Annotated in this window: 21 protein-coding genes; 17 read left to right on the forward strand and 4 right to left on the reverse strand. The window is 55.6% G+C overall.

The window, feature by feature from the left end:
• Positions 1-12: 12 nt before the first annotated feature.
• From aroC to ED901_RS24555, 5 genes are all read left to right on the forward strand, one after another.
• The gene (gene aroC / locus ED901_RS24535) at positions 13-1,098 is read left to right on the forward strand and encodes a chorismate synthase (protein ID WP_056782117.1); all 1,086 of its coding nucleotides are present in this window, start codon (positions 13-15) and stop codon (positions 1,096-1,098) included.
• A 7-nt stretch (positions 1,099-1,105) separates the two neighbouring features.
• Positions 1,106-1,963 (forward strand): penicillin-insensitive murein endopeptidase, encoded by an 858-nt coding sequence (gene mepA / locus ED901_RS24540; protein WP_240994012.1) that lies wholly within the window; start codon positions 1,106-1,108, stop codon positions 1,961-1,963.
• Between the two features lie 42 nt (positions 1,964-2,005).
• A complete protein-coding gene (locus tag ED901_RS24545; protein ID WP_056782123.1) occupies positions 2,006-2,806 on the forward strand; it encodes a sulfite exporter TauE/SafE family protein in 801 nt (266 codons plus the stop codon).
• 102 nt (positions 2,807-2,908) lie between these two features.
• Positions 2,909-3,466, forward strand: a complete 558-nt coding sequence (locus ED901_RS24550; protein WP_056782125.1) for an elongation factor P hydroxylase — start codon at positions 2,909-2,911, stop codon at positions 3,464-3,466.
• Between the two features lie 32 nt (positions 3,467-3,498).
• Positions 3,499-3,777: a YfcL family protein gene (locus tag ED901_RS24555; RefSeq protein WP_056782127.1), complete on the forward strand. Its 279-nt coding sequence runs from the start codon at positions 3,499-3,501 to the stop codon at positions 3,775-3,777.
• Between the two features lie 81 nt (positions 3,778-3,858).
• Here ED901_RS24555 and mnmC read toward each other — a convergent pair whose 3' ends face one another.
• Positions 3,859-5,889, reverse strand: a complete 2,031-nt coding sequence (gene mnmC, locus ED901_RS24560; RefSeq protein WP_122097519.1) for a bifunctional tRNA (5-methylaminomethyl-2-thiouridine)(34)-methyltransferase MnmD/FAD-dependent 5-carboxymethylaminomethyl-2-thiouridine(34) oxidoreductase MnmC — start codon at positions 5,887-5,889, stop codon at positions 3,859-3,861.
• Between the two features lie 169 nt (positions 5,890-6,058).
• Between mnmC and fabB the strand changes: the two genes are divergently transcribed.
• The 6 genes from fabB to ED901_RS24590 all read left to right on the forward strand — a co-directional run bounded on the left by fabB (position 6,059) and on the right by ED901_RS24590 (position 14,718).
• Positions 6,059-7,279, forward strand: coding sequence for a beta-ketoacyl-ACP synthase I (gene fabB / locus ED901_RS24565; RefSeq protein ID WP_056782131.1), 1,221 nt, complete (start codon positions 6,059-6,061; stop codon positions 7,277-7,279).
• A 130-nt stretch (positions 7,280-7,409) separates the two neighbouring features.
• Positions 7,410-7,886, forward strand: a complete 477-nt coding sequence (locus ED901_RS24570) for a DUF2946 domain-containing protein (protein WP_122097606.1) — start codon at positions 7,410-7,412, stop codon at positions 7,884-7,886.
• Between the two features lie 93 nt (positions 7,887-7,979).
• On the forward strand, positions 7,980-9,434 hold the full coding sequence (locus tag ED901_RS24575; protein WP_122097520.1) for a PepSY domain-containing protein: 1,455 nt from the start codon (positions 7,980-7,982) through the stop codon (positions 9,432-9,434).
• Between the two features lie 271 nt (positions 9,435-9,705).
• Positions 9,706-11,043 carry an arginine/agmatine antiporter gene (adiC, locus tag ED901_RS24580; RefSeq protein WP_056782139.1) on the forward strand — a complete coding sequence of 446 codons (1,338 nt, stop codon included), beginning with the start codon at positions 9,706-9,708 and terminating at the stop codon, positions 11,041-11,043.
• 49 nt (positions 11,044-11,092) lie between these two features.
• On the forward strand, positions 11,093-13,399 hold the full coding sequence (locus tag ED901_RS24585) for an Orn/Lys/Arg decarboxylase N-terminal domain-containing protein (RefSeq protein ID WP_122097521.1): 2,307 nt from the start codon (positions 11,093-11,095) through the stop codon (positions 13,397-13,399).
• Positions 13,400-13,590: 191 nt separating this feature from the next.
• Entirely contained in the window at positions 13,591-14,718 is a 1,128-nt protein-coding gene (locus ED901_RS24590; protein WP_122097522.1) for an SLC13 family permease, read from the forward strand.
• Here the strand turns inward: ED901_RS24590 and ED901_RS24595 are convergent.
• Positions 14,672-16,213 carry a PLP-dependent aminotransferase family protein gene (locus ED901_RS24595; protein WP_122097523.1) on the reverse strand — a complete coding sequence of 514 codons (1,542 nt, stop codon included), beginning with the start codon at positions 16,211-16,213 and terminating at the stop codon, positions 14,672-14,674. The two genes, ED901_RS24590 and ED901_RS24595, sit on opposite strands and share 47 nt — an antisense overlap.
• An 84-nt stretch (positions 16,214-16,297) precedes the next feature.
• Between ED901_RS24595 and ED901_RS24600 the strand changes: the two genes are divergently transcribed.
• Entirely contained in the window at positions 16,298-16,753 is a 456-nt protein-coding gene (locus ED901_RS24600) for a rhodanese-like domain-containing protein (protein ID WP_122097524.1), read from the forward strand.
• Between the two features lie 36 nt (positions 16,754-16,789).
• Here ED901_RS24600 and flk read toward each other — a convergent pair whose 3' ends face one another.
• Both flk and ED901_RS24610 read right to left on the reverse strand, forming a co-directional pair.
• Entirely contained in the window at positions 16,790-17,839 is a 1,050-nt protein-coding gene (gene flk / locus ED901_RS24605) for a flagella biosynthesis regulator Flk (protein WP_122097525.1), read from the reverse strand.
• Between the two features lie 252 nt (positions 17,840-18,091).
• Positions 18,092-18,988, reverse strand: coding sequence for a DMT family transporter (locus tag ED901_RS24610; RefSeq protein ID WP_056782150.1), 897 nt, complete (start codon positions 18,986-18,988; stop codon positions 18,092-18,094).
• 137 nt (positions 18,989-19,125) lie between these two features.
• Here ED901_RS24610 and ED901_RS24615 point away from each other — a divergent pair, with 137 nt between their 5' ends.
• The 5 genes from ED901_RS24615 (at position 19,126) to ED901_RS24635 (ending at position 23,830) form a co-directional block, all read left to right on the forward strand.
• Positions 19,126-19,935 carry a helix-turn-helix domain-containing protein gene (locus ED901_RS24615; RefSeq protein WP_371414340.1) on the forward strand — a complete coding sequence of 270 codons (810 nt, stop codon included), beginning with the start codon at positions 19,126-19,128 and terminating at the stop codon, positions 19,933-19,935.
• Positions 19,936-20,035: 100 nt separating this feature from the next.
• Positions 20,036-21,163, forward strand: coding sequence for a 4-phosphoerythronate dehydrogenase PdxB (gene pdxB, locus ED901_RS24620; protein ID WP_122097526.1), 1,128 nt, complete (start codon positions 20,036-20,038; stop codon positions 21,161-21,163).
• A 119-nt stretch (positions 21,164-21,282) separates the two neighbouring features.
• Positions 21,283-22,293, forward strand: a complete 1,011-nt coding sequence (locus tag ED901_RS24625) for an aspartate-semialdehyde dehydrogenase (protein ID WP_056782155.1) — start codon at positions 21,283-21,285, stop codon at positions 22,291-22,293.
• Positions 22,294-22,295: 2 nt separating this feature from the next.
• On the forward strand, positions 22,296-23,126 hold the full coding sequence (truA, locus tag ED901_RS24630; protein ID WP_122097527.1) for a tRNA pseudouridine(38-40) synthase TruA: 831 nt from the start codon (positions 22,296-22,298) through the stop codon (positions 23,124-23,126).
• Positions 23,127-23,161: 35 nt separating this feature from the next.
• Positions 23,162-23,830: a DedA family protein gene (locus ED901_RS24635; protein WP_122097528.1), complete on the forward strand. Its 669-nt coding sequence runs from the start codon at positions 23,162-23,164 to the stop codon at positions 23,828-23,830.
• Positions 23,831-24,088 lie beyond the last annotated feature (258 nt).

Genomic DNA, 24,088 nt, shown 5'->3' on the forward strand with positions numbered 1-24,088 from the left:
TAAGGAGCCGTGATGGCAGGGAACAGTATTGGGCAGTTTTTCCGCGTCACCACGTTTGGCGAATCCCACGGTGTGGCACTGGGCTGTATTATTGACGGCGTGCCGCCGGGTATTGCGCTGACCGAAGCAGATCTGCAGCACGATCTCGACAGGCGTCGCCCTGGCACCTCGCGTTACACCACGCAGCGCCGCGAAGCCGACGAAGTGAAAATTTTGTCCGGCGTGTTCGAAGGCGTGACCACCGGCACCAGCATCGGCCTGATCATCCAGAATACCGATCAGCGCTCACAGGATTACAGCGCCATCAAGGACGTGTTCCGTCCGGGACATGCGGATTACACCTACGAACAAAAATACGGCGTGCGCGATTATCGTGGCGGTGGCCGTTCTTCTGCCCGCGAAACCGCAATGCGCGTGGCCGCAGGTGCCGTGGCGAAGAAATATCTGCTGGAAAAATTCGGCGTGAAAGTGCGCGGGTATATGTCCCAGATGGGCGATATCACCTGCGAACTGAAAGACTGGGATCTGGTCGAAACCAACCCGTTCTTCTGCCCGGATGAAAGCAAGCTCGAAGCACTGGACGAACTGATGCGCGCGCTGAAAAAAGAAGGCGATTCCATCGGTGCCAAAATTACTGTTGTGGCAGATCATGTACCGGTCGGCCTGGGCGAGCCGGTGTTTGACCGTCTGGATGCAGATCTGGCGCATGCGCTGATGAGCATCAACGCGGTGAAAGGCGTTGAAATTGGCGATGGGTTTGCCGTGGTTAACAAACGCGGCAGCGAAAACCGTGACGAAATTACGCCGACCGGTTTCGAAAGCAATCATGCGGGCGGTATTCTCGGCGGGATCAGCAGCGGCCAGCCGGTGGTTGCGCATCTGGCGCTGAAACCTACGTCCAGCATCACCGTTCCGGGGCGCACCATCAACCGTGAAGGCGAGCAGGTCGAGATGATCACCAAAGGGCGTCATGATCCGTGCGTCGGCATCCGTGCTGTACCCATTGCGGAAGCGATGATGGCGATTGTGCTGATGGATCACTTACTGCGTCAGCGCGCTCAGAACGGCGACGTTCATTCCACCGTGCCACGCTGGTAACCCTTCGATGAAACTTTTACGCCCTGTTCCTGCGTTGAAAGCCGCCTGCGCCAGTCTTCTGGTGCTCGCGCTTTGCGCGCCTGCTCTGGCGGCAACGCCGTGGCAGAAAATTACCCAACCGATTTCCGGCGCGCCTCAGGCCATAGGCAGCTACGCCAACGGATGTCAGATTGGTGCGCAACCACTGCCGCTCAATTCACCGGATTATCAGGTGATGCGAACCGATCAGCGCCGCTATTTCGGGCAGCCGGATTTGCTGGCGTTTATCACCCGTCTGGGCACTCAGGCGCGTGAGAAAGGCCTGGGCACCATGCTGGTCGGCGATATGGCGATGCCCGCGGGCGGACGTTTCAGCAGCGGTCACGCCAGCCATCAGTCCGGGCTGGATGTGGATATCTGGCTGCAACTGCCGCGTCAGCGCTGGAGCGAACAGATGTTGCTCAAACCGCAGCCTATCGATCTGGTCAGTGCTAACGGTAAATCCGTTGTGCCAGGCCAGTGGCAGCCGCGGATCGAAACGCTGATCAAGATGGCCGCGCAGGATCAAGAGGTGGTACGCATTTTCGTCAACCCGGCGATCAAGCAACAGCTTTGCCTCGATGCGGGAACCGATCGTGAATGGCTGCACAAAGTGCGTCCGTGGTTCGGCCATCGTGCGCATATGCATGTGCGCCTGAGCTGCCCGGCCGGAAGCCTGGAATGCGACAATCAGGCACCACCTCCTCCGGGAGATGGCTGTGGCGCTGAGCTGCAAAGCTGGTTCCTGCCGCCAAAACCGGGAAGCGGCACTTCAGTGAAAAGCGAGCCACCTCCGTTGCCGCCAACCTGTCAGGCGCTGCTGGATAAACATGTTGGTCAGCTTTAACTGGCCTGTACGATTTTGACTTCATCTTGTTGAGTGAAATGAATGGACTGGCTGATCGTTGCACCGTGGGTATTAATCGTCTTATTTTTCGTTGCACTGTTTGCCGGTTTCATTGATTCCATTGCCGGGGGCGGCGGGCTTATTAGCCTGCCCGCACTGCTGGCGGCGGGGGTTTCCCCCGCGCAGGCCATTGCCACCAACAAGCTGTCATCCATTGGCGGATCATTTTCCGCCAGCCTCTATTTTGTGCGGCGCGGGGTGGTGGACCTCAACGATCAAAAGCTCAATATCGCCTGCACCTTTGTCGGTTCGGTGATTGGTGCAATCCTGATTCAGCATCTGCGCGCCGACATGCTGCGTCAGATTCTGCCTCTGCTGATTATCTGCATTGGTTTGTATTTCCTGCTGACGCCCCGTCTGGGCGAAAGCGATCGCGCCAGACGCCTGAATGCGTTGCCGTATGCGCTGGTCGGCGGCGGTTGTGTCGGTTTTTATGATGGATTTTTCGGCCCCGGTGCGGGCTCGTTCTACGCGCTGGGTTTTGTGACTTTATGTGGGTTTAACCTCGCTAAAGCCACGGCACACGCAAAAGTCCTGAATTTCACCTCCAACTTCGGCGGCCTGCTGTTCTTCATACTCGGCGGCAAAGTGGTGTGGGTGCTGGGATTTGTGATGATGGCCGGGCAGTTTATCGGTGCGCGTCTTGGTGCGCGGATGGTGCTGAGCAAAGGGCAGAAGATGATCCGCCCGATGGTGGTGACCGTGTCCGTGGTGATGAGTTGCAAGCTGATTTACGACAATCACGGTACCGAAATCATGCACTGGCTAAGTCTGCATTTATAATTTTACCAGCAGCAGAATGCTTGCCCGAAGTCATGAAATACGCCATTCAATCAGGGGTATATTGTCGCCCCTGATCTTACTTTAACGAGTTTCACAGCAATTATGTCTGATTCGACTGCAACACATAACTATCATCAATTGATCGACATTTTTGATTCCTGCTTCTTTGAGGAATTTAACGTGCGCCTGATTAAAGGCGATGACGAGCCGATCTATCTGCCTGCGGATGAGCAGGAGCCGTTTAACCGCATCGTTTTTGCCCACGGTTATTACGCCAGCGGAATGCATGAAATCTCTCACTGGTGCGTCGCGGGTGCGGAACGCCACAAACTGGTTGATTTCGGTTACTGGTACTGCCCGGACGGCCGTGATGCCCAGACGCAGAGCGAGTTTGAGAAAGTCGAAATCAAACCGCAATCCTATGAATGGTTGTTCTGCGCGGCAGCGGGTTTTGCGTTTAACGTCAGTTGCGACAATCTGAGCGGCGATTGCGAGCCTGACCGCGTCGGTTTCCAGAATAAAGTGCGTGCAGAAGTGCTGCGTATGCTGGAGCAGGGCATTCCGGAAAGACCTTCGCGCTTTATTAAAGCGTTACAATCGTTTTACAATACCGCCCCTTTGACGCCTGCAGACTTCCCTGCGTTGCAGCCGATCGAATAAAAGACTCAATACCGGACACGAGAGGAAGAGTAATGATCGCAGAATTTGAAACGCGGATTTTAACGCTGATTGACGACATGGTCGAAAGCGCCAGCGACGACGAACTGTTTGCCAGTGGCTATCTGCGGGGCCATCTGACGGTCGCGGTAGCAGAAGCGGAAGAGAACGGTGAACACACCGCCGAAGCGCTGAAAATTCGTGTTCAGGACGGACTGGATAAGGCTATCCGCGCCGGCGAATTATCGCCGCGCGATCAGGCACTGGTTCAGGGCATGTGGGAAAATCTTTATCAGGCTTCCTTGCCACAATAATCCCCTTTCAGTAAAAAAAAGCGCAGCCAGGGTGAACCGGCTGCGCTTTTTTATTTACCCAAAGTCAGGTCTGAAACCTGCTTAGTGTGATTCCACCGGACGGCCTTTCAGTAATTTTCTGACCCACATGCGGTTCGGATTGAGGGCCGCCAGCGTTTCGCTGTCGAGCGGCAGCGGTTCACCGGCAATCTGCGCCGCCAGTATTTCTGCCCCGAGCGGCGCAGAACTCAGCCCGCGTGAACCGAGCGCACCAAACAGAAACAGATTTTCATACACCGGCGCCGGCGCTACCGGGCGGTGGCGTTTAATGTCGAGATCTAGCGTCTGATAACTCTCCAGCAGCGCATCATAATCAGCCACCGAGCCGATCATCGGCAGATGGTCCCGGGTCGCGCAACGCACGCCGTTTCGCGCTTCGCCTTCACTGACATCCACGTCATGCGGCCATTGCTGATCCGGCAGACACCTGATGAGACGCTGGCGGTTTTCCTGCTGATCGCCGTCACGGTAATCCGTGCATTTGTCGGCGCGGTGATAGCTTGCACCAATACAATGGTGCTGATTCTGCGGGCTGACCGGCGTCATGTAGCCGTCATAACACAACACCTGCGTCAGCTTGCTCAGCGCCGGTGTGGTCGGAATATGCGACACCTGGCCGCTGACGGCATAAACCGGCAGTTTTTCTGTCTGACTGAAATCGGTAATGTCTGCGCCGTTCGCCAGCACAACACCCTGATGTCGGGCGACATGGCCGTCAGCAAAGGTCAGCGCCCATTGCGAATTAGCGTCAAATTCTAATGCGGTCGCGCGCTGGTAATAATGCACCGTTAAGCCCTGGGTTTCGGCAAGAGAAATCAGCGATGCGGTCAGTTCTGCCGGGCACAGCCACGCGCCGAGCGGATAGGTCACGCCGCCGCTGCCGCACGGTAATCCGCACAACGCTTCCACGTCTTCTTCACTCAGCCCTTTTGCCAGTTCTTCCGGCCAGCCGCCTTTGAGTATGCCGTCAATTTTGCCCTGACTTTTTTCGTCATAACCGAGCTGCGTCACGCCGCTCCAGCCGTGGTCGAAAGGTACATTCAGCGTTTCAAGCTGCGCGTACTGGCGCCGGGCAAAGGTGAAGGCCTGGGCGAAAAAGTTTTCCAGCGTATCGCCACGGCCATTAAGCAACGGATAAACCGCGCCCTGACGGTTGCCGGAGGCCCCGAGCGCCGGTTTTTCATCGGCGCAGTACAGCGTGACTGCATAGCCACGGCGCAAAAGTGCCAGTGAAAGCACGGCGCTGGCAACGCCGCCGCCTAAAACTGCAAACTCTATGGCATTTTTCGCCGCAGGACGTAAATACCACGGGGCAGGATGAGGAACATCAATTTCTGCCGGTAAAACACCGGATAACATATGGCGCTTTTCACCGAAGCCCGGCACTTTGCTGATGTCAAAACCGGCTTCCTGCAGGCCACGGCGGACTATGCCCGCGACGGTGAAAGTGGCAAAGGTCCCTTGCGGACGAGTCATTTTTGCCATGGCGTTGAAAAGCTCAGGTGTCCACATGTCCGGGTTTTTCGAGGGCGCAAAGCCGTCGAGGAACCAGGCATCGACCTGCTGATTCATACTGGTGTCACATGCCGGAAGCAGGGTAGTCACGTCGCCGAACCACAGGTCGAGCGTGATACGCCCACCGGCCAGCAGCAAACGATGGCATCCGGCAAAGGGCATCGGCCATTGTTCGCAGAGTTCGGCGGAGTAGTCAGCCAGTTCCGGCCATTGTGCATGGGCAGCGATAAGGTCGCGGGCGGATAGCGGAAATTTTTCGTAGCTGATGAAATGCAGCCGTTGCAGGGTGGCCTCAGGGTTCTCAGAGTGGAACGCCTCGAAGGTCTGCCACAACGTCAGGAAATTCAGTCCGGTACCGAATCCGGTTTCCGCAATGATGCAAAGCGGGCGCGGGTGATCGGCAAAACGTGCCGGAAAATGATTGCCATTCAGGAAGACATGGCGTGTTTCCAGTAAGCCGTCCTGATTGGAAAAGTAGACGTCATCAAAATGTCGGGAAACAGGTGTACCCTGTTCGTTCCAGCTTAATTCAGCGGGTGTGATCGGGTTATGGCTCACGTGAAACTCTCTCAGTTCAAGGCGATGCCGGAGTTTACGCCTGCGTTTGACCCCGCGCAAATTTACCACGATTTACACAAGGAATTGCTGATCGGACTTGTTCGGCGTACAACTGTACGCTAGAGTGCGTGACGAAATCCCGAATGGTGAATAGTACAAGAGGTATTAAATGAAACGTGCAGTGATTACTGGCCTGGGTATCATCTCGAGCATCGGTAACAACAAGCAGGAAGTTCTTGCATCTCTGCAAGAGGGTCGCTCTGGGATCACCTTCTCGCAAGAGCTGAAAGATGCCGGCATGCGTAGTCACGTCTGGGGTGATGTCAAATTAGACACCGCAGGCCTTATCGATCGTAAGATTGTGCGTTTCATGAGTGATGCCTCGATCTACGCTTATCTTTCCATGCAACAGGCGATTGAAGATTCCGGTCTGACCCCTGAAATGGTGTCCAACGACCGCACCGGCCTTATCGCCGGTTCCGGCGGCGGTTCTCCGCGCAACCAGGTTGCGGGTTCCGACGGTATGCGTGCCAAAGGCCTGAAAGGCGTTGGCCCTTACATGGTGACCAAAGCGATGGCGTCCGGTGTTTCAGCCTGTCTGGCGACCCCGTTCAAAATCCGTGGCGTGAACTATTCCATCAGTTCTGCCTGCGCAACCTCTGCTCACTGCATTGGTAACGCGTTAGAAATGATTCAGCTTGGCAAACAGGACGTGGTCTTTGCCGGTGGCGGCGAAGAACTGTGCTGGGAAATGGCCTGTGAATTCGATGCAATGGGCGCGCTGTCTACCCGTTACAACGAAACCCCTGAAAAAGCCTCCCGTACTTACGATCAGAACCGTGACGGTTTTGTTATCGCAGGCGGCGGCGGTATGGTTGTCGTGGAAGAGCTGGAACACGCTCTGGCACGTGGCGCGCACATCTACGCAGAAATCGTTGGCTACGGCGCAACCTCTGACGGCGCAGACATGGTGGCTCCATCCGGTGAAGGCGCTGTGCGTTGCATGAAAATGGCAATGAACGGCGTGGATACGCCTATCGATTACGTTAACGTGCACGGGACTTCTACTCCGGTCGGCGACGTGAAAGAACTGGGTGCGATCCGTGAAGTGTTCGGCGATAAAACGCCAGCGCTTTCTTCCACCAAAGCCATGACCGGTCACTCTCTGGGTGCCGCAGGCGTTCAGGAAGCGATTTACACCCTGCTGATGGCCGAGCACGGCTTCATCGCGCCAAGCATCAACATCGAAGACCTCGATGAGAAAGCGGAAGGCATGGATATCATCACTAAGCCAACTCAGCGCGAGCTGACGACCGTGATGTCCAACAGCTTCGGTTTCGGCGGCACTAACGCCACGCTGGTTATGCGCAAGATGAAAAACGACAAATAATTCCTGTCGTTAAGCACTAATAAAAGCCCGTTTAACACGGGCTTTTTTACGTCTGTTGTTTATCCCTTCTGTTATCCCTCAACAATTCAGGTACAATTTCGCCGCTTCTTATTTTCACTTTGTTGACATAATGCTCTCACTCCGACACATCAATCATCGACATCTGCGCTTCCCGGCCTGGCTTGGGATCCTGGCGATCCTGATGTTGTTTATTGCTCCGGTGATTTCCAAATCACAGGGGGTTGAGGGTGCGCAGCACACAATGATGCCGGGAATGGTAATGTCCGATATGGACATGCCAGAGGGTGAGATGGCTGGCATGATGATGCCTGACCACCATGACTCGCCGGAACATTGTCAGAAGCTATCCTGTCAGTCTGCGCCGAAAGATATCGCCAAAAGGATGATGTTCGGTGACATGAGCGATGCCGCCTGCGGTTATTGCGTGTTGCTAGTGCATCTGCCGATGCTCGACTTACAGGCCATGCCGATGCTGTGGTCGCGGGCTTATTCCGGCCGCGCGCCTTCGCGTTCAGTAATACAACGTCTCTTTCCTTCGCTGTTCTTCACTGATTCCCAGCCCCGCGCGCCTCCTCATTTTCTTTAGCTTTTTCTCTTCACATGAAAATTATCGACATAACGGCGCTTAACCCGCGTAACCGTTGTGTGTTTGCTATGGAAAATTCAGGAAATCTGATTGATGAGCCAGCCTGCTGTTTCTCAAAAAATGACGGTCAAAGCCGCATCTCTTGCGCTGCTCAAGCGCATACACTTTTATATCGGCCTGTTCGTCGGCCCGTTTATTTTTGTCGCTGCACTGACCGGCACGCTGTATGTCCTCACGCCGCAGTTTGAAAACTATCTGTACGCCGATGCGCTGTTCACCTCTTCTCAGGGGGAAGCGCAGCCGCTGTCGCAACAAATTGATGCTGCCGTGAAGGTGGCCGGTCCGCATCCGAAAATTTACGCCGTCCGCCCTGCGCCTCATGAGGGCGATACCACGCGGGTGATGTTCTCCGATCCGCAACTGGGTGCTTCCAAAAGCCGCGCCATCTTTATCGACCCCGCCACGCTGGCGGTAAAAGGCGATATGACGGTGTACGGCACCAGCGGGATTTTACCGTTTCGCACCTGGCTGGATGATTTACATCGCGGCCTGCTGCTGGGCGATGCCGGGCGTATTTACAGTGAGCTTGCGGCTTCCTGGCTATGGGTTGCGGCAATCGGCGGCATAATCCTGTGGCTGACAGGCCGCCCGAAACGCCGCTCGCCCCGAAAACTGAGCGAAAAAGTGGCGAAGCAGGAGCGCAGCCGTCGCTGGCACAGCACGCTGGGGCTGGCGCTGATGGCCGGTTTGCTGTTTTTCTCAGCCACGGGTCTGACCTGGTCGCAGTGGGCAGGGGATAATATTGGCGTGCTGCGCGCGCACATGGGCTGGCTGACGCCGGCGGTGAACACGGCCTTAGAGGCTGACGCTCCGGCCGCGCCTGCTGACGAGCACGCTGAGCATCACGCCACCATGGCGGATATGCCGGGCATGGAGATGTCTGGTCATGCGATGCACGAGAAACCTGAAACCGTGCCGGTCACTCCCGATACTTTTGATACTGTCGTTCAGGCCGCGCGGGCGTCAGGGATCGGGGCGAATAAAATTGAAATCCGCCCGGCCTATACCCCCGGTAAAGCCTGGACGGTGACCGAAGTCGATCGCAGCTGGCCGACGCAGGTGGATGCCGTTTCTGTCGATCCGACCTCTCTGCGGATTGTCGATCACGTCCGTTTTGCCGATTTCCCTTTGCTGGCGAAATTGACCCGCTGGGGCGTGGATGCCCACATGGGTATTCTGTTTGGCCTGTGGAATCAGGTGATTCTGGCGGTGTTTGGTACCGGGCTTTGCGTGATGATTGCCTGGGGATATCGCCTGTGGTGGTTGCGCAGAAACGTGAGCAGCGGCGGGGTAAACCCGGTGATCACGCTGATGCAAACCTGGAAATCGGTGCCTTTCAGCCTGCAATGCCCACTCTTTTTGATCACACTGGGGCTTGCGATTTCATTGCCGGTGATGGGCGTCAGCCTGGTCATTTTCCTGCTGATTGATATCGCCCGCTGGGCAACCTCTGAGCGCAGGGTGTACCGCACCCGTAACCTGAACTAATCTTAAATTTCCGGTGGTGCTGATGCGATGCACCACCGGCGTTACTCTCCTTCCTCTGAATCTCATTTTTTCATTTTCATATATCACACTGATAAAACTGATTTTTATATTTGTGATAATTAACCATTTATTTAAATTATCGCGCTATTTATTACGCCCGCCAAAAACTCTACTAGTCTTATTCTTGCATCAGAAAAGTCCGAAGAATGTCTTTGTTTTATTCAATATTTCCTTTGTAAATTAATGCATTACTTTATGTAGGGGTTTGTTCATGGCTATTGAATCAGATGATCACAAAGTGGGGTTAATTCCGGTCACCCTGATGGTGTCCGGGAATATCATGGGCTCGGGAGTTTTCCTCCTGCCGGCCAACCTGGCGTCCACTGGCGGGGTAGCGATATATGGCTGGCTGGTGACGATTATTGGCGCGCTGGCGCTGTCGATGGTGTACGCCAAAATGTCATCGCTTGATGACAGTGCAGGGGGCTCCTACGCCTATGCGCGCAGGGCATTTGGCCCCTATCTGGGTTATCAAACCAACCTGCTTTACTGGCTGGCGTGCTGGGTCGGTAACATCGCGATGGTGGTGATCGGCGTTGGTTATCTCAGCTACTTCTTCCCTATTTTAAAAGAGCCGCTGGTTCTGACCTTCACCTGCGTTGCCGTGCTGTGGTTGTTCGTCATTCTCAACATTGTCGGTGCGAAGATGATCACCCGCGTTCAGGCCGTCGCGACGGTGCTGGCGCTGATCCCGATTCTGGCGATCGCCATTTTTGGCTGGTTCTGGTTCAAAAGTGATACTTACATGGAGGCCTGGAACGTCAGTGGAAAAAGCACCTTTGGCGCGATTCAAAGCACCCTGAGCGTGACGCTGTGGTCATTTATCGGCGTAGAGAGCGCCTCGGTCGCGGCGGCGGTGGTGAAAAACCCGAAACGCAACGTGCCGATTGCCACCATTGGCGGCGTGCTGATTGCTGCGGTCTGTTACGTGCTCTCGACCACCGCGATCATGGGCATGATCCCGAATGCGGCGCTGCGCCTCTCCACGTCGCCGTTCGGTGATGCCGCAAGGATGGCAATGGGCGAAACGGCAGGGGCCATTGTTACCTTCTGCGCCGCTGCGGGGTGTCTGGGCTCACTCGGTGGCTGGACGTTACTTGCCAGCCAGACCGCAAAAGCCGCCGCCGATGACGGATTGTTCCCGCCGATATTTGCCAAGGTCAACAAAGAGGGGGTACCGGTCAAAGGTCTTATCGTGCTGGGTATCCTGATGACTATCTTCCAGGTATCGACCATTTCTCCTGATGCCACGGAACAGTTCGCCCTGGTTTCCTCGGTTTCCGTCATTTTCACCTTAGTGCCGTATCTGTATACCTGCGCCGCGCTGATGCTGGTCGGGCATGGTCATCTGGGCAACCGCACCGGAATGTACAGCTTTATAACGCTGATCGCCTTTGTGTATTGCGTATGGGCCGTGGTCGGCTCCGGCGCGGAAGAGGTGATGTGGTCATTCATCGCGCTGATGGTGATTACCGCGCTGTACAGCTTCAACTATAACCGTCGTCATAAAAACCCGTATCCGTTGGGCAAACCGCTTGAACTGGACTGACCGTTTTTAGCTCCCTGACATTTTGAAATTCAAGAGGAAAGGAAAGGTTATGATCGATTTAAGTCGCCATAAAAAACGTAAAGTGCTGGTGGTTGACAGCAATATTTCCGAGGTTAATACCGCGAACGGCCGCGCCGTGCGCGAACTTATCGAAGCGCTGGAAGACACCAACCTGACGGTGATCCCCGCCGTCACCTTTGAAGACGGCATCGCGACCATCACGTCTGATGCCTCTATCTGCTGCGTGTTTGTCGACTGGACCTCCGGCGGCAACGACGATGTTTCGCACAGCCAGGCGTTTGCGCTGCTGCAGGAGATCCGCCGCCGCAACAAAGGCGTGCCGGTGCTGCTGATGGCGGAGCACTCCTGTATCGACACCCTGACCCTCGACACCATGAAAATGGTCAACGAATTTGTCTGGATGCACGAGGACACCGCAGAGTTTATCGCGGCACGCTCTGTTGCCCTGATCGATAAATATTATGACCAGCTGTTGCCGCCGTTCACCAAAGCATTGTTTCACTACACCAAATATTCTCCGGAATATTCGTGGGCGGCACCCGGTCATCAGGGCGGTGTCGCCTTTACCAAAACAGCGGTAGGGCGCGAGTTTCTCGATTTCTTTGGTGAAAACCTGTTCCGCACCGATACCGGTATCGAGCGCGGTGCGCTGGGTTCATTACTCGATCACAGCGGTCCGATTAAAGAATCTGAAACCTACGCCGCACGGGTTTTCGGCTCGCACCAGAGTTACTCTGTGCTTAACGGCACATCAGGCTCTAACCGCGCGATCATGACGGCGGTGGTAGGCGATGGTCAGTTCGCGCTGTGTGACCGTAACTGCCATAAGTCGATCGAGCAGGGGCTGGTAATGACCGGCGGTATACCGGTCTTTTTCATCCCGACGCGCAACCGCTTTGGCATCATCGGGCCGATCCCCAAATCGCAGTTTATGGCCGAGTCCATCCAGCAGAAAATGGATGAACATCCGCTGAAAAAACTCGCCTCAGATCCGAAACCGGTTTATGCCGTCGTCACCAACTGTACTTACGACGGCATGTGCTACAACGCCAAACAGGCGCAGGATTTACTGGCGAAGAGCGTCGATAATATTCACTTCGATGAAGCCTGGTATGCCTATGCGCGCTTTAATCCGTTCTACCGCGATCGTTACGCCATGCGCGGTAATCCGGCCGATCACGACCCTGAAGGCCCGACGGTTTTCGCCACGCACTCCACGCACAAACTGCTGGCCGCGCTTTCTCAGGCTTCTTACATCCACATCCGTAACGGTAAAAAACCGGTGGAGCATTCGCGCTTCAACGAGTCCTACATGTTGCAGGCCACCACGTCGCCGTTGTACGCCATTATTGCCGCCAATGAAGTGGGCGCGGCGATGATGGACGGCAAGCAGGGCGAATCGCTGACTCAGGAAGTGATCAACGAAGCGGTCGATTTCCGCATGGCGCTGGCAAAAGTTCATGCAGCGTTCTCCGCTCAGGGCGAATGGTTCTTCTCGCCGTGGAATGCGCCGGACGTGCTGGATGTGAAAACCGGTAAAAAAATTCCGTTCATTAATGCCTCCAAAGAACAACTGACGACAGACCCGTCTTGCTGGGTGCTCAGACCGGGCGAAAGCTGGCACGGTTTTGATCAGCTCGACGACGACTGGTGCATGCTCGACCCGATCAAAGCCGGTATTCTGGCGCCAGGCATGGGCGATGACGGCAAGATGCTGGAAAACGGCATTCCTGCGGCGATGGTGACGGCATTCCTTTCTCAGCACGGCATTGTCCCTTCGCGCACCACCGATTTTATGGTGCTGTGTCTGTTTTCGGTCGGCGTGACCAAAGGCAAGTGGGGCACACTGATCAACGTTCTGCTGGAGTTCAAACAGCATTACGACGACAACAGCCCGCTGACGCTGTGCCTGCCGGATCTGGCCTCCTCCAACGTCGCGCGCTATGCCGGTATGGGGCTGAAAGATCTCTGCGACGAGATGTTCGCGTACATGAAAACCAGCCAGATGGACAAACTGCAGTCCGACGCTTTCGGCAAAATCCCGACACCGGTCAAACTGCCGCGCGCTGCGTTTCAGGACCACATGGCCGGGCGCTGTGAGCATCTGACCCTCGACAAGCTGGCCGGTCGCGTCTCCGCGGTCGGCGTGATCCCTTATCCACCGGGGATCCCTATCGTCATGCCGGGTGAAAGTTTCGGTGCCAAAAACGACCCGTGGCTGAGTTATATCCGCAGCATCGCGCAATGGGGCGAGAAATTCCCCGGCTTCGAAAAAGAGCTCGAAGGGGCAGAGTTCAAAGACGGCCAGTACCACATCTGGGTGCTGAAAGAGTAGCGTCTGTTTTTTCACCGGCAAGCGGAAAGTGGTATGAGATAAAAGCATTGCGGGATACGCCGCAATCCGATGACGAGGCTCTGTATGAGCCTCGTTTTTTTTGCGCGACATCCCGGAGAAATCATTTTTGCGCTGGCAGGAGAGAATTTCTTCGGGTAACGTCAGCGCATCTTGTTCAGCGAAGAATAACCATGTTGATAGCAGCGTTCGGCACAGTCGTTAAACCTTTTTTACGTGACAGATTTTTGCATCTGTTAATTCTGCTTGGCGTCATTCTGACCGTGTTCCAGCCGGAGAAAATCACTCAGTTCCCGCAGTTTGTTGACTGGAACACCATCGTCACGTTGCTCGGTTTACTGATGCTGACCAAAGGCGTGGAGGTCAGCGGCTATTTTGATTTTGTGGGCCGAAAGATGATTAACGCCATCGACAATGAGCGGTGGCTGGCCCTGTTTCTGGTGATGGCGGCGGCGGTGCTTTCAACGTTTATGACCAATGACGTTGCGCTGTTCATCGTGATACCGCTGACGATTACGCTAAAAAAACTGACATCGCTGCCGGTGACCCGGCTGATCATTTTCGAAGCGCTGGCAGTGAATGCCGGATCCCTGCTCACGCCTATCGGCAATCCGCAAAACATCCTGTTGTGGAATAAGTCCGGGCAGTCATTTTTGCATTTTATCGGGCAGATGGCGCCGCTGGCGGTGGTGACGCTGGCTGCACTGTTGCTGGTGACGTGGTTTTGTTTTCCGTCGCACAGCCTGAAAAAGCTTGAAAGTAATCAGGGATATCCTTTCCGTAAACGGCTGCTTTTCAGCTGCGCAGTGCTGTATGTGGTGTTCATCGCCTGTGTGGATCTGGGGCTGGCACTTTACGGTTTACTGGCTGTGATTGCGTGCTTCCTGTTGCTGGCACGCAACGTTTTGCTGCGCATCGACTGGCCGCTGATTCTGGTGTTTATCGTGATGTTTATTGATGTGCGTTTGCTGGTCGGGCTGAATGCTTTGCAGCCCGCGTTTACCCACATCCACAGTTTGCCCGATTACGGACATTATCTGCTGAGCATCGGGCTTTCACAGGTGATCAGCAACGTGCCTGCGACGATCCTGATGATCAACTATCTGCCGTCCGGCCCGCTGCTGGCTTACGCCGTTAACGCGGGAGGCTTCGGGCTGGCAATCGGTTCGCTTGCCAATCTGATTGCCCTGCGTATGGCGAATGACAAAAAGATCTGGCTCAGGTTTCATTACTACTCTTTCCCGTTCCTGCTGTTCAGCGGGCTGGCGGGGTGGTGGCTGCTGCCGCTGCTGGCGAAGTAACGGCAACGTTGATTGACGCCAGCCGGTTGACGGCTGCCGTGATTTCCGCAGGCGTCAGTGCGGAGAATCCCAGCAACCAGCCGTCCTGATGCCGGGCGGCAGAGCCTGGCACATCCATAAATAACGGCGACAGGCGGGGTGTTTCCACCCCGGCGTGTGCAGCCAGCGTGCTCAGGTGTGACTCCTGACCGGCAGGAAGGCGGGCAGCAAGCTGTAAACCGCCAGCGGCAACCTGCGGTGTCAGCCAGCTGATTTTTTGCTTAATGTGTTCAAGCAGATGATCACGACGGCTGTGGTACAGCTGGCGGGAAAAACGCAGGTGGGCGGCGAAATGCCCCGTTTGCATGAATTCAGCGGTCACCGCCTGCATCAGCTGTGAAGAGTGTCCGTCATTCACCGTGCGCATCGTGACCATTGGCCCGACGAGTGCTGGCGGCAGCACGGCGTAGGCCAGCCGCAAAGAAGGGAATAAAACCTTCGAAAACGTGCCGAGATAAATGACCTGCTGATGTTTATCCAGCCCCTGCATGGCCGGAAGAGGGCGTCCGTCGTAATGCAGCTCGCTGTCGTAGTCGTCCTCAATGATCCAGCTGCCGTAACGCTTAGCGTAGTCAAGCAGATGCAGGCGGCGCGGCAAACTCAGGCTGACGCCGGTCGGGTAGTGATGTGACGGCGTCAGATACATCAGGCGCGGCACGGGTAAATTCGCCGCCGGCGCGATCCCTTCACCGTCAACCGCAACGGCAAAAATATCCGCGCCCGCACTGGCAAACGCGTTGCGTGCACCCGGATAACCGGGCTGTTCCAGCCAGACACAATCGGCCGGATCGATAAGCAGCATCGCCAGTAATTGCAGCGCCTGCTGCGAACTGGTGGTGATCAGGATCTGTTCTGCCGAACACACCACGCCGCGCGATTGTTGCAGATAGCTGGCGATGGCTTCGCGTAAGGGTAAATAGCCCTGCGGATCGCCATAACCCAGCAGACGCTCGCCGTGAACGCGCAATTGCCTGGCGGTCAGCTGTTTCCAGGTTTTGAGCGGGAATGCGCGCAGATCGGGCGAACCGGCGGCAAAAGCCAGCGGGAATTGCGGATCGCGGCACCCGCCGGTGGCCAAAATGGTTTGTCCACGTGCAGACAGTCTCGGAGGGCTTACGGCAATAACGGCCTGTTTGCGCGGTGCTGCGGGGCGGGGAAGGGATGCGCTGACAAAGGTGCCTTTTCCCGTTTGACGATAAAGATAACCTTCCGCTTCTGTCTGGGCATACGCCGCTTCCACGGTGATGCGCGACAGGTTCAGATCAGCGGCCAGCAGGCGGGATGACGGTAATCTCTCCCCGGCAATCAGCGCACCGCTGTGAATGGCGCTGCGCAGTGCGGCACACAGGCGGTCGCGCAGCCCGGCAGGCGCTGCATGACCCCGCTCAGCGGTATCTCCGAACAAAGTGATCAAGGCGGAAGGCCGATCCGTTTTGGGCATAATGGGTCTTATCATAGGGCTGAAATTGGCATCAATAATAAGACCAAAATTGGTGATGATGGAACGGCTTTCAACAAAGAAAATCTCACAGGAGAAGATATGTCGCATTCATCGTATGTTCTGGCTTTTGAGCCACCGTCACCGGAAGTCAGCGCTGCATATTTGCTGTCAAAACTGAGTTTTTACACCGACGCAGCCGATGTAGCCGCAGATTTGCAAAATGGTGTCACCGGTATTGTGGTTATTGATACCCGTTCTGCTGAATATTATGTACGCGGGCACGTGCCGGGGGCGGTGAGTTTTCCACATAAACTGATGACCGCTCAGAGCACGGCTGCCCTCAGTAAAGAGGTGGTGTATGTGACTTATTGTGACGGGATTGGCTGTAACGGTTCTACACAGGGCGCGTACAAGCTGGCTAAGCTCGGATTTCGGGTAAAAGAGATGATTGGCGGGCTGGATTTCTGGATCCGCGACCGGCATCCGCTGGCAACGGGAGAGGAACGGGGAGACTATTCCCGTCACGTCGCCCGGCAAGATTGCGGCTGTGCCTGAGTGCTGAACCCTTGCAGGTTCAGGAGCGAAGCGGGCTTAAAACAGCGCCCAGAGTAAAAGCACAATCACCACAAAGGCGATAAACAGCAGCGGCTTGCCGCCGAGCGCCTGCATGGAAGGCGGCAACATCGCAACCAGCGGATTCATGATCGGCTGGGGATCGGTGCGCGTCGTGGTAGTGAAGTGATCATCAATCTCTTCACTGCGCGGCGTGCGATCCACGCGCTGGCTGAACAGTACGCCAATCAGGTCATTCACCTGCACCGGCGTGAGGGGCGATGATAACGTCGCGTTGAAGCGGTTTTCCACGTATTCGGTGAGCTGGCGAATTTCCTGCGTCGTGGCGGGTTGTTTAAGCACGCTCAGCAGGGTCGTCAGCGTCGGTGGCGTTGTTTGCTGGCTCAGTGAGGCTTTCACCTGCATAAACTGGCTCAGCAGCTGGAAGTGTTTCGCCGGTATGGCATCGCCGACTTTCACGCCCACCAGATTGAACAGCTCCTGCCACACTTTCACCGGCGCTTCACCGGTGGCCGCACTGAGACGGGTGACCAGTTGCTGCAGGTTATTGTGTTCGGCAGGCAGCAAAGGACGATCGGTGACCGGTGTTTGCTGCGGCTGCGGAATATTCATCTGGCGTGTCTGAATGAGATCCAGCACCTGTTGCAACTGCGGGTGGGTCAGCTGGCTGAGCACGGTGTGGCCAAAACTTTGACGGATGAAATCGCTGACTGCCTGACGATTGTTGCCCTGCGGCAGCAGCTCGGTCAGTTGCAGCATCAGCTGGCGCGAAGCGTGGCTGTCCTGTGCCTGCGTCAGTTTTCCCTGCAGCAGTGTCTGCGCCTGAGGAAATTGCGACGAGGTGATCTCTGCGTCGTGCGGCAAAGCGAGGTCGTGGCGCAGGTTGGCCCAGATCTCCGCAGATTTAATCGGCGTCAGCGCCATCAGCTTTACGATCAGCTTTTCCAGCGTGGTTCGCTGCGCCGGGGTTAATGGCAGTTCGCCACCCGATTGAGCAGGAACGGTCTGACCCTGAGGCTGTGTTCTGTTGTCGCCAACCGGCATGCCCGGGCCGCTCAAAGGTTGCATATCACCGTCCTTCGCTGGAAATTAAAACGTCGCCTGAACCTGGAAGAAAAGTCAAAGCGCGGCGCAAGAGCGCAGAAGCGCCTCATCATACCTGCAAAGTTTATTAATCGACACCGTGAATGGCAGGCTGATGACTATTCTTAGAAATATTATTTATCAAAACGGGCGTTAAAAACGTCTGGCGGGGCGCGAAAGCGAAAAATCAGTCACTGCTCTGCTGATTTTCGCGCAGAGCAGTGACGTTCAGTGGCGTTATTTCTCTGCGGGAGGGCAGGCGCCGCCAAACAGCGGTTTGCGCAGCCGCTGGGCGATCACCACCCCGGCCAGCGTAATGCCGCCGCCGATAATGTGGTAACTCTGCAAATGCTCATGCAGGAACAGCACCGCGATAATGGCGGTGAAAATCGGCGACAGGTTCATGAAAATGGACGCTTTGTTGGCACCGAGGCGGATAACGCCCTGGATCCACAAAAAGGGCGCAATGATCGAGGCCGGAATCCCCGCAAAAAGCACCAGCGGAATGTTGTGCACCGTCAGGCTGACGTCGTTCGCCAGCAGGAAGTTGGGCAGCAGCAGTAACACGCCAAAAACGATCTGCGCATACAGCGACTGCCAGTTAGGCAGCGGGATCGCCCAGCGCTTGGTCAGCACGCCATACAGCGCGTAGGCCGCGGAGGCGCAAAACATCATCAGCTCGCCTTTGCCAATCCCATGTTGCAGCAGTTGCGCCGGATCGCCCGCACTGACCAGCCACACCAGACCGGCGAAAGAAATGATGCAGCCCAGCGCGATACCGACAGTGGGCACCACGCTCAGCAGGAACAGACTGATCACCACGGTCAGCAGCGGGATAAGCGAGTTCAGTATCCCCATGAACAACGCACTGACGCTGTGTGCGGCGTAATAGGCCAGGCTTTGATAAAGCACCATCCCCAGCAGGCCGAGGATCAGCAGTTTCCACCAGTATTGTTTCACCGCCTGAAAGTTACGCAGCAGGCCGGGCAAGACAAAAGGTGTCAGTGTCAGCAGCGCCAGCAGCCAGCGGTAAAAAGAAATGGCAGCAGGATCAATGGCGGTCGCGGAAGCCTTGCTGACCACGGCATTGAGTGACCAGATCAACACGGCCATCAGCGGAAAAAGTACATTCATGACAAATCATCCCTCAGTAAATCGTTGCGCCAGTGTACGATTGTCTTATTTGTTATATATAACGATAATCAGACAACCCTTCGCGTAATTCAGACAACCTGCTGGCGCGGGATTTCCGTCACAGACAAAAGGCTTTTATGGCATCACCACGCGGCACGGCTCAGCGCACATCACCTCCTCCACGTTACTATCCGCCGTTGCCGGAGAAAATGCCGACCACGCTGCTGTTTCGCGGCGAAGTCGTGGCAGGCAACTCGGAGTATGTGCGCCATTCGCATCCGTGGAGCCAGATTATCTGCGTCAAATCCGGTGTGCTTGCCATGCTGGTGGCCGGGCAGCGCTATCTGGCGCCGCGCGAATTTGCCATCTGGTTACCGGCGGGCACCGAGCACTCGAGTTATAACCGCAAAACGACGCGCTTTTGCGCCATCGATATCGCTCCCGAACTGGACCAAAATCTGCCGTCTGCCCCCTGTCTGTTAACGCCCACTGCGATTTTTAATGCGATTGCCGATGACTGTTTTTCGCGAAAACTGACGGAACCGGAGACGGAGACGGACCTGCGCATGTGCCGCGTGTTGCTGGATCAAATCAGCCTGGCACCCCGGCAAAACACCTATCTGCCGACGTCGGAAGACAAATTGTTGTCGCAGGTGTTGAGCGCACTGGAAAAGAATCCGGCTGACAGCACGCCGCTGGCGCAATGGGCGGCAAAGATTTACACCACCGAACGGACGCTGTCGCGCCGCTGCCAGCAGGAACTGGGGATGAGTTTTGCCCAATGGCGTCAGCGGTTGCGTTTTTTACATGCTATCTCGTTACTTGAGCAGGGAAAAAATGTGCAGGACGTTGCTCACGATGTGGGATACAGCTCGTCTTCGGCGTTCATCACCATGTTCCAGCAAATTTCCGGCACCACCCCGCAGCGTTTTCGTAACGACAGGTAAAGTTGTGCCCTGAAAGTTGGGATCAACGCCACGAACGTGGCAAAATCCCTGTCTTCTTTATTTTCTATTCTTTCTTTAGGCCGTGTTGCCGGAGTCAAACGTGAAAATCCTGGTTGATGAAAATATGCCGTATGCCGTTGAGCTGTTCAGCCGGCTGGGCACTGTGCAGGCTGTTCCCGGCCGTCCTGTTCCGCAGGATGCGCTCAACGATGCCGATGCGCTGATGGTGCGTTCGGTGACCAAGGTGAACGAAAGTTTACTGACGGGCAAACCGGTGAAATTTGTCGGTACAGCCACAGCGGGGACCGATCACGTTGATGATGCCTGGCTGGCTGCGCAGGGCATCGGTTTCTCAGCCGCTCCGGGCTGTAATGCCATTGCGGTGGTTGAATACGTGTTCTCCTCACTGCTGATCCTCGCAGAGCGCGATGGTTTCCAGCTGCGCGATAAAACCGTCGGGATTATCGGCGTGGGTAACGTCGGTTCACGCCTCAATGCCCGTCTGGAAGCGCTGGGTGTCCGCACCCTGTTATGCGACCCCCCGCGTGCCGATCGCGGTGATGAAGGGGAATTCTGGCCGCTGGAAAAACTGGTCACCGACGCTGATATTCTGACCATCCACACGCCGCTCAACCCGTCCGGCCCTTACGCGACCCATCATCTGGTGGATGCCGATCTGCTGGCGCGCCTGCCGGCTGACCGTATTTTGATCAACGCCTGTCGTGGTGAAGTGGTGGATAACGCCGCGCTGCTCGATGCGCTGAACGGCACGAAAAAGCTGACCGCCGTGCTCGACGTCTGGGAGCCGGAGCCTGATTTATCGCTGGCGCTGCTTGAAAAAGTGGCTATCGGCACGGCACATATCGCAGGCTACAGCCTGGAAGGCAAGGCGCGCGGCACCACGCAGGTGTTTGAGGCATTCAGTCAGTTTATCGGTCAGCCGCAAACCGTGGCGCTGGCCTCGCTGTTACCGCCGCCAGAATTTGCTGAAGTCGCGCTGCGCGGTGCACTGAGTGAAGCCAAACTGCTGCGTCTTATTCACTTAGTGTATGATGTGCGCCGCGATGACCGGCCTTTGCGCCGTGTCGCCGGAAAAGCGGGTGAATTCGACAAACTGCGTAAGTTCTATGAAGAGCGTCGCGAGTGGTCATCTTTACGGGTGATATGTGACGATCCGGCCACCGCGGAGATGCTGAAAAAGCTGGGCTTTACCACGCAGCCAGGCTGAGGCTTAACGCGGCCTTAAGCTTTTTCACATACAGTAATCTGATAACGATTTCGAAAGCAGGGCGGTGATCATTCATCGCCCCTTTGTATTTTGCACTTTTATTTCTGGAGAAAACCAACATGTCTGATGGCTGGAATATTGCGCTGCTTGGCGCAACGGGCGCAGTCGGTGATGCGTTACTGGAATTATTGGCTGAACGTCAGTTCCCGGTTGGTGAGCTCTTCCCGCTGGCCAGTGAGCGCAGCGCCGGTCAGACCGTGCGTTTCAATGGCAAAAGCCTGCGCGTGCAGCTGGCGTCTGAATTCGACTGGTCGCAGGTTCAGCTGGCGTTTTTTGTCGCGGGCAGCGAAGCCTCGGCACTGTACGCTGAAGAAGCGGCGAATCAGGGATGTCTGGTTATCGACAGCAGCGGCCTGTTCTCGCTGGAAAACGACATTCCTCTGGTGGTGCCGGGCGTGAACCCGGACGCGCTGTCCCATTACCGTAACCGTAATATCGTGGCCGTGGCTGACAGCCTGACCAGTCAGTTGCTGACCGCCATCAAACCGCTGACTGAACAGGCCGGTTTGTCGCGTCTGCATGTGACGTCACTGCTCTCCGTGTCTGCGCTGGGTAAGGCTGCGGTGGATGACTTAGCCGGGCAAAGTGCGCGCCTGCTGAACGGTATTCCGGCAGAGGAAGGCATCTTCAGTAAGCAACTGGCGTTTAACCTGTTGCCGCTGGTGAGTGATGCAGAGGGCAGCGTGTTGCAGGAACGTCGTCTGGTGGATCAGGTGCGTAAGGTCTTGCAGGACGACGGTTTACCTATTTCTGTCAGCTGCGTGCAATCGCCGGTGTTTTACGGTCACGCGCAGGTAGTGCATCTGGAAGGTTTGCGCCCGCTCTCTGCAGACGAAGCGCGCGCGGAACTTGAACGTATCGACGATATTTCCCTGAGCGATGAAGACGATTTCCCGACCCAGGTCAGTGATGCGTCCGGCAATGCCAATCTGAGCATTGGCTGTCTGCGTAATGACTATGGCGTGCCTGAATTACTGCAATTCTGGTCAGTGGCGGATAACGTGCGTTTCGGCGGTGCCCTGATGGCGGTGGAAACCGCAGAAAAACTGATCAATGAGTACTGGTACTGATTATGTCCGACGAGGTTATTTCTGACGTCAGTGCGGCCCCGGTAGTGGGGCGCATTGCGTTAGGTATTGAGTACAACGGCAGCGCTTATTTCGGCTGGCAGCGTCAGCAGGGAGCCGCCAGCGTTCAGGAATGTCTGGAGAAATCACTGAGCCGTGTGGCCGATTCGCCGATTGTGGTGTTTTGCGCAGGGCGCACCGATGCGGGCGTCAGCGCCACCGGTCAGGTGGTCCATTTCGATACGCCGGTGATGCGTAACGATGCGGCCTGGACAATGGGCGTGAACACGCACCTGCCGAAAGACATTGCGGTACGCTGGTGTGCCAACGTCGGGGAAGATTTTCACGCCCGTTTCAGCGCCACTGCCCGCCGTTATCGTTACGTTATCTACAATCATCGCTACCGTTCGGCGATTTTGCACACCGGTGTGACGCACGTTCACATGCCGCTCGACGTGGAAAAAATGCAGCTCGCCGGTCAGGCGTTGCTGGGTGAGAACGACTTCACGTCGTTTCGCGCGTCGCAGTGTCAGTCACGTACGCCGTGGCGCTACATGTTGCACCTGAATGTCACACGCCACGGTAATTATGTCGTGGTGGACATCAAGGCGAACGCGTTTGTGCATCATATGGTGCGCAATATTGTCGGCAGTCTGGTGGAAATTGGTGCGGGGAATCAGCCGGTGAGCTGGATGGCAGAGCTGCTGGCGGCGAAAGATCGCAATCTGGCCGCGGCGACCGGAAAAGCCGAAGGCTTGTATCTGGTTTCTGTGGATTACCCCGAGAAATTTGCATTACCCCAGGTCAATATGGGGCCGCTGTTCTTAGAAGATTAAGAACCATTGATGGTGTAAAAAAGGACGGAAATCAAATGGGTTTCATTCAGTTTGTGATCGATTTTATTCTACATATTGATGTGCATTTAGCGGAGCTGGTCGCGCAGTATGGCGCCTGGGTGTACGGGATTTTGTTCCTGATCCTGTTCTGTGAAACCGGCCTGGTGGTGACACCTTTCCTGCCGGGCGATTCCTTGTTATTTGTGGCAGGATCTCTGGCTGTATTGCCGGGTAATGATCTTAACGTCCATCTGATGGCATTACTAATGGTCATTGCCGCCATCCTGGGCGATGCGGTGAACTATACGATCGGGCGGGTGTTCGGTGAGCGTCTGTTCAGTAACCCGGATTCGAAGATTTTCCGTCGCAGTTATTTGGACAAGACGCATAAGTTTTACGAGAAACATGGCGGCAAAACGATTATTCTGGCGCGCTTCGTGCCGATCGTCCGGACATTTGCGCCGTTTGTCGCGGGCATGGGGCATATGTCTTATCGTCATTTCGCTGCGTATAACGTTATTGGTGCGTTAGTTTGGGTGCTGCTGTTTACCTATGCTGGTTATTTTTTCGGGACCTTGCCAATTGTTCAGGAAAATCTGAAATTACTGATCGTCGGCATCATTGTGGTTTCCATCCTGCCGGGTGTGATTGAAATCTGGCGGCACAAACGCGCAGCGGCGAAAGAGAAACGTCATCAGGGGTGATCCCGTGACAATTTTTATCAATTAACAGGATATTGACGGTCATTAAACCCGCAGACTCACCAGTTTTTTATCCACAGTCTCTGGCTGTTATGGTTTAATGAGCGACAATTTATGGTCTGTTCCTGCGAACAACCCTTCTGTGATGCGGCGTGTGAGGTTTTTTATCACGCCCGACACAGACATTTTTGGGTAGGTTTCAGGGGACTTGTTACTGCATGAACAGCGGACTGGCTTTGGCCGGGTTCAAACAGAAAGGTT

The sequence above is a fragment of the Rahnella sp. Larv3_ips genome (assembly GCF_003697865.1).
Classification (GTDB): domain Bacteria; phylum Pseudomonadota; class Gammaproteobacteria; order Enterobacterales; family Enterobacteriaceae; genus Rahnella; species Rahnella rivi.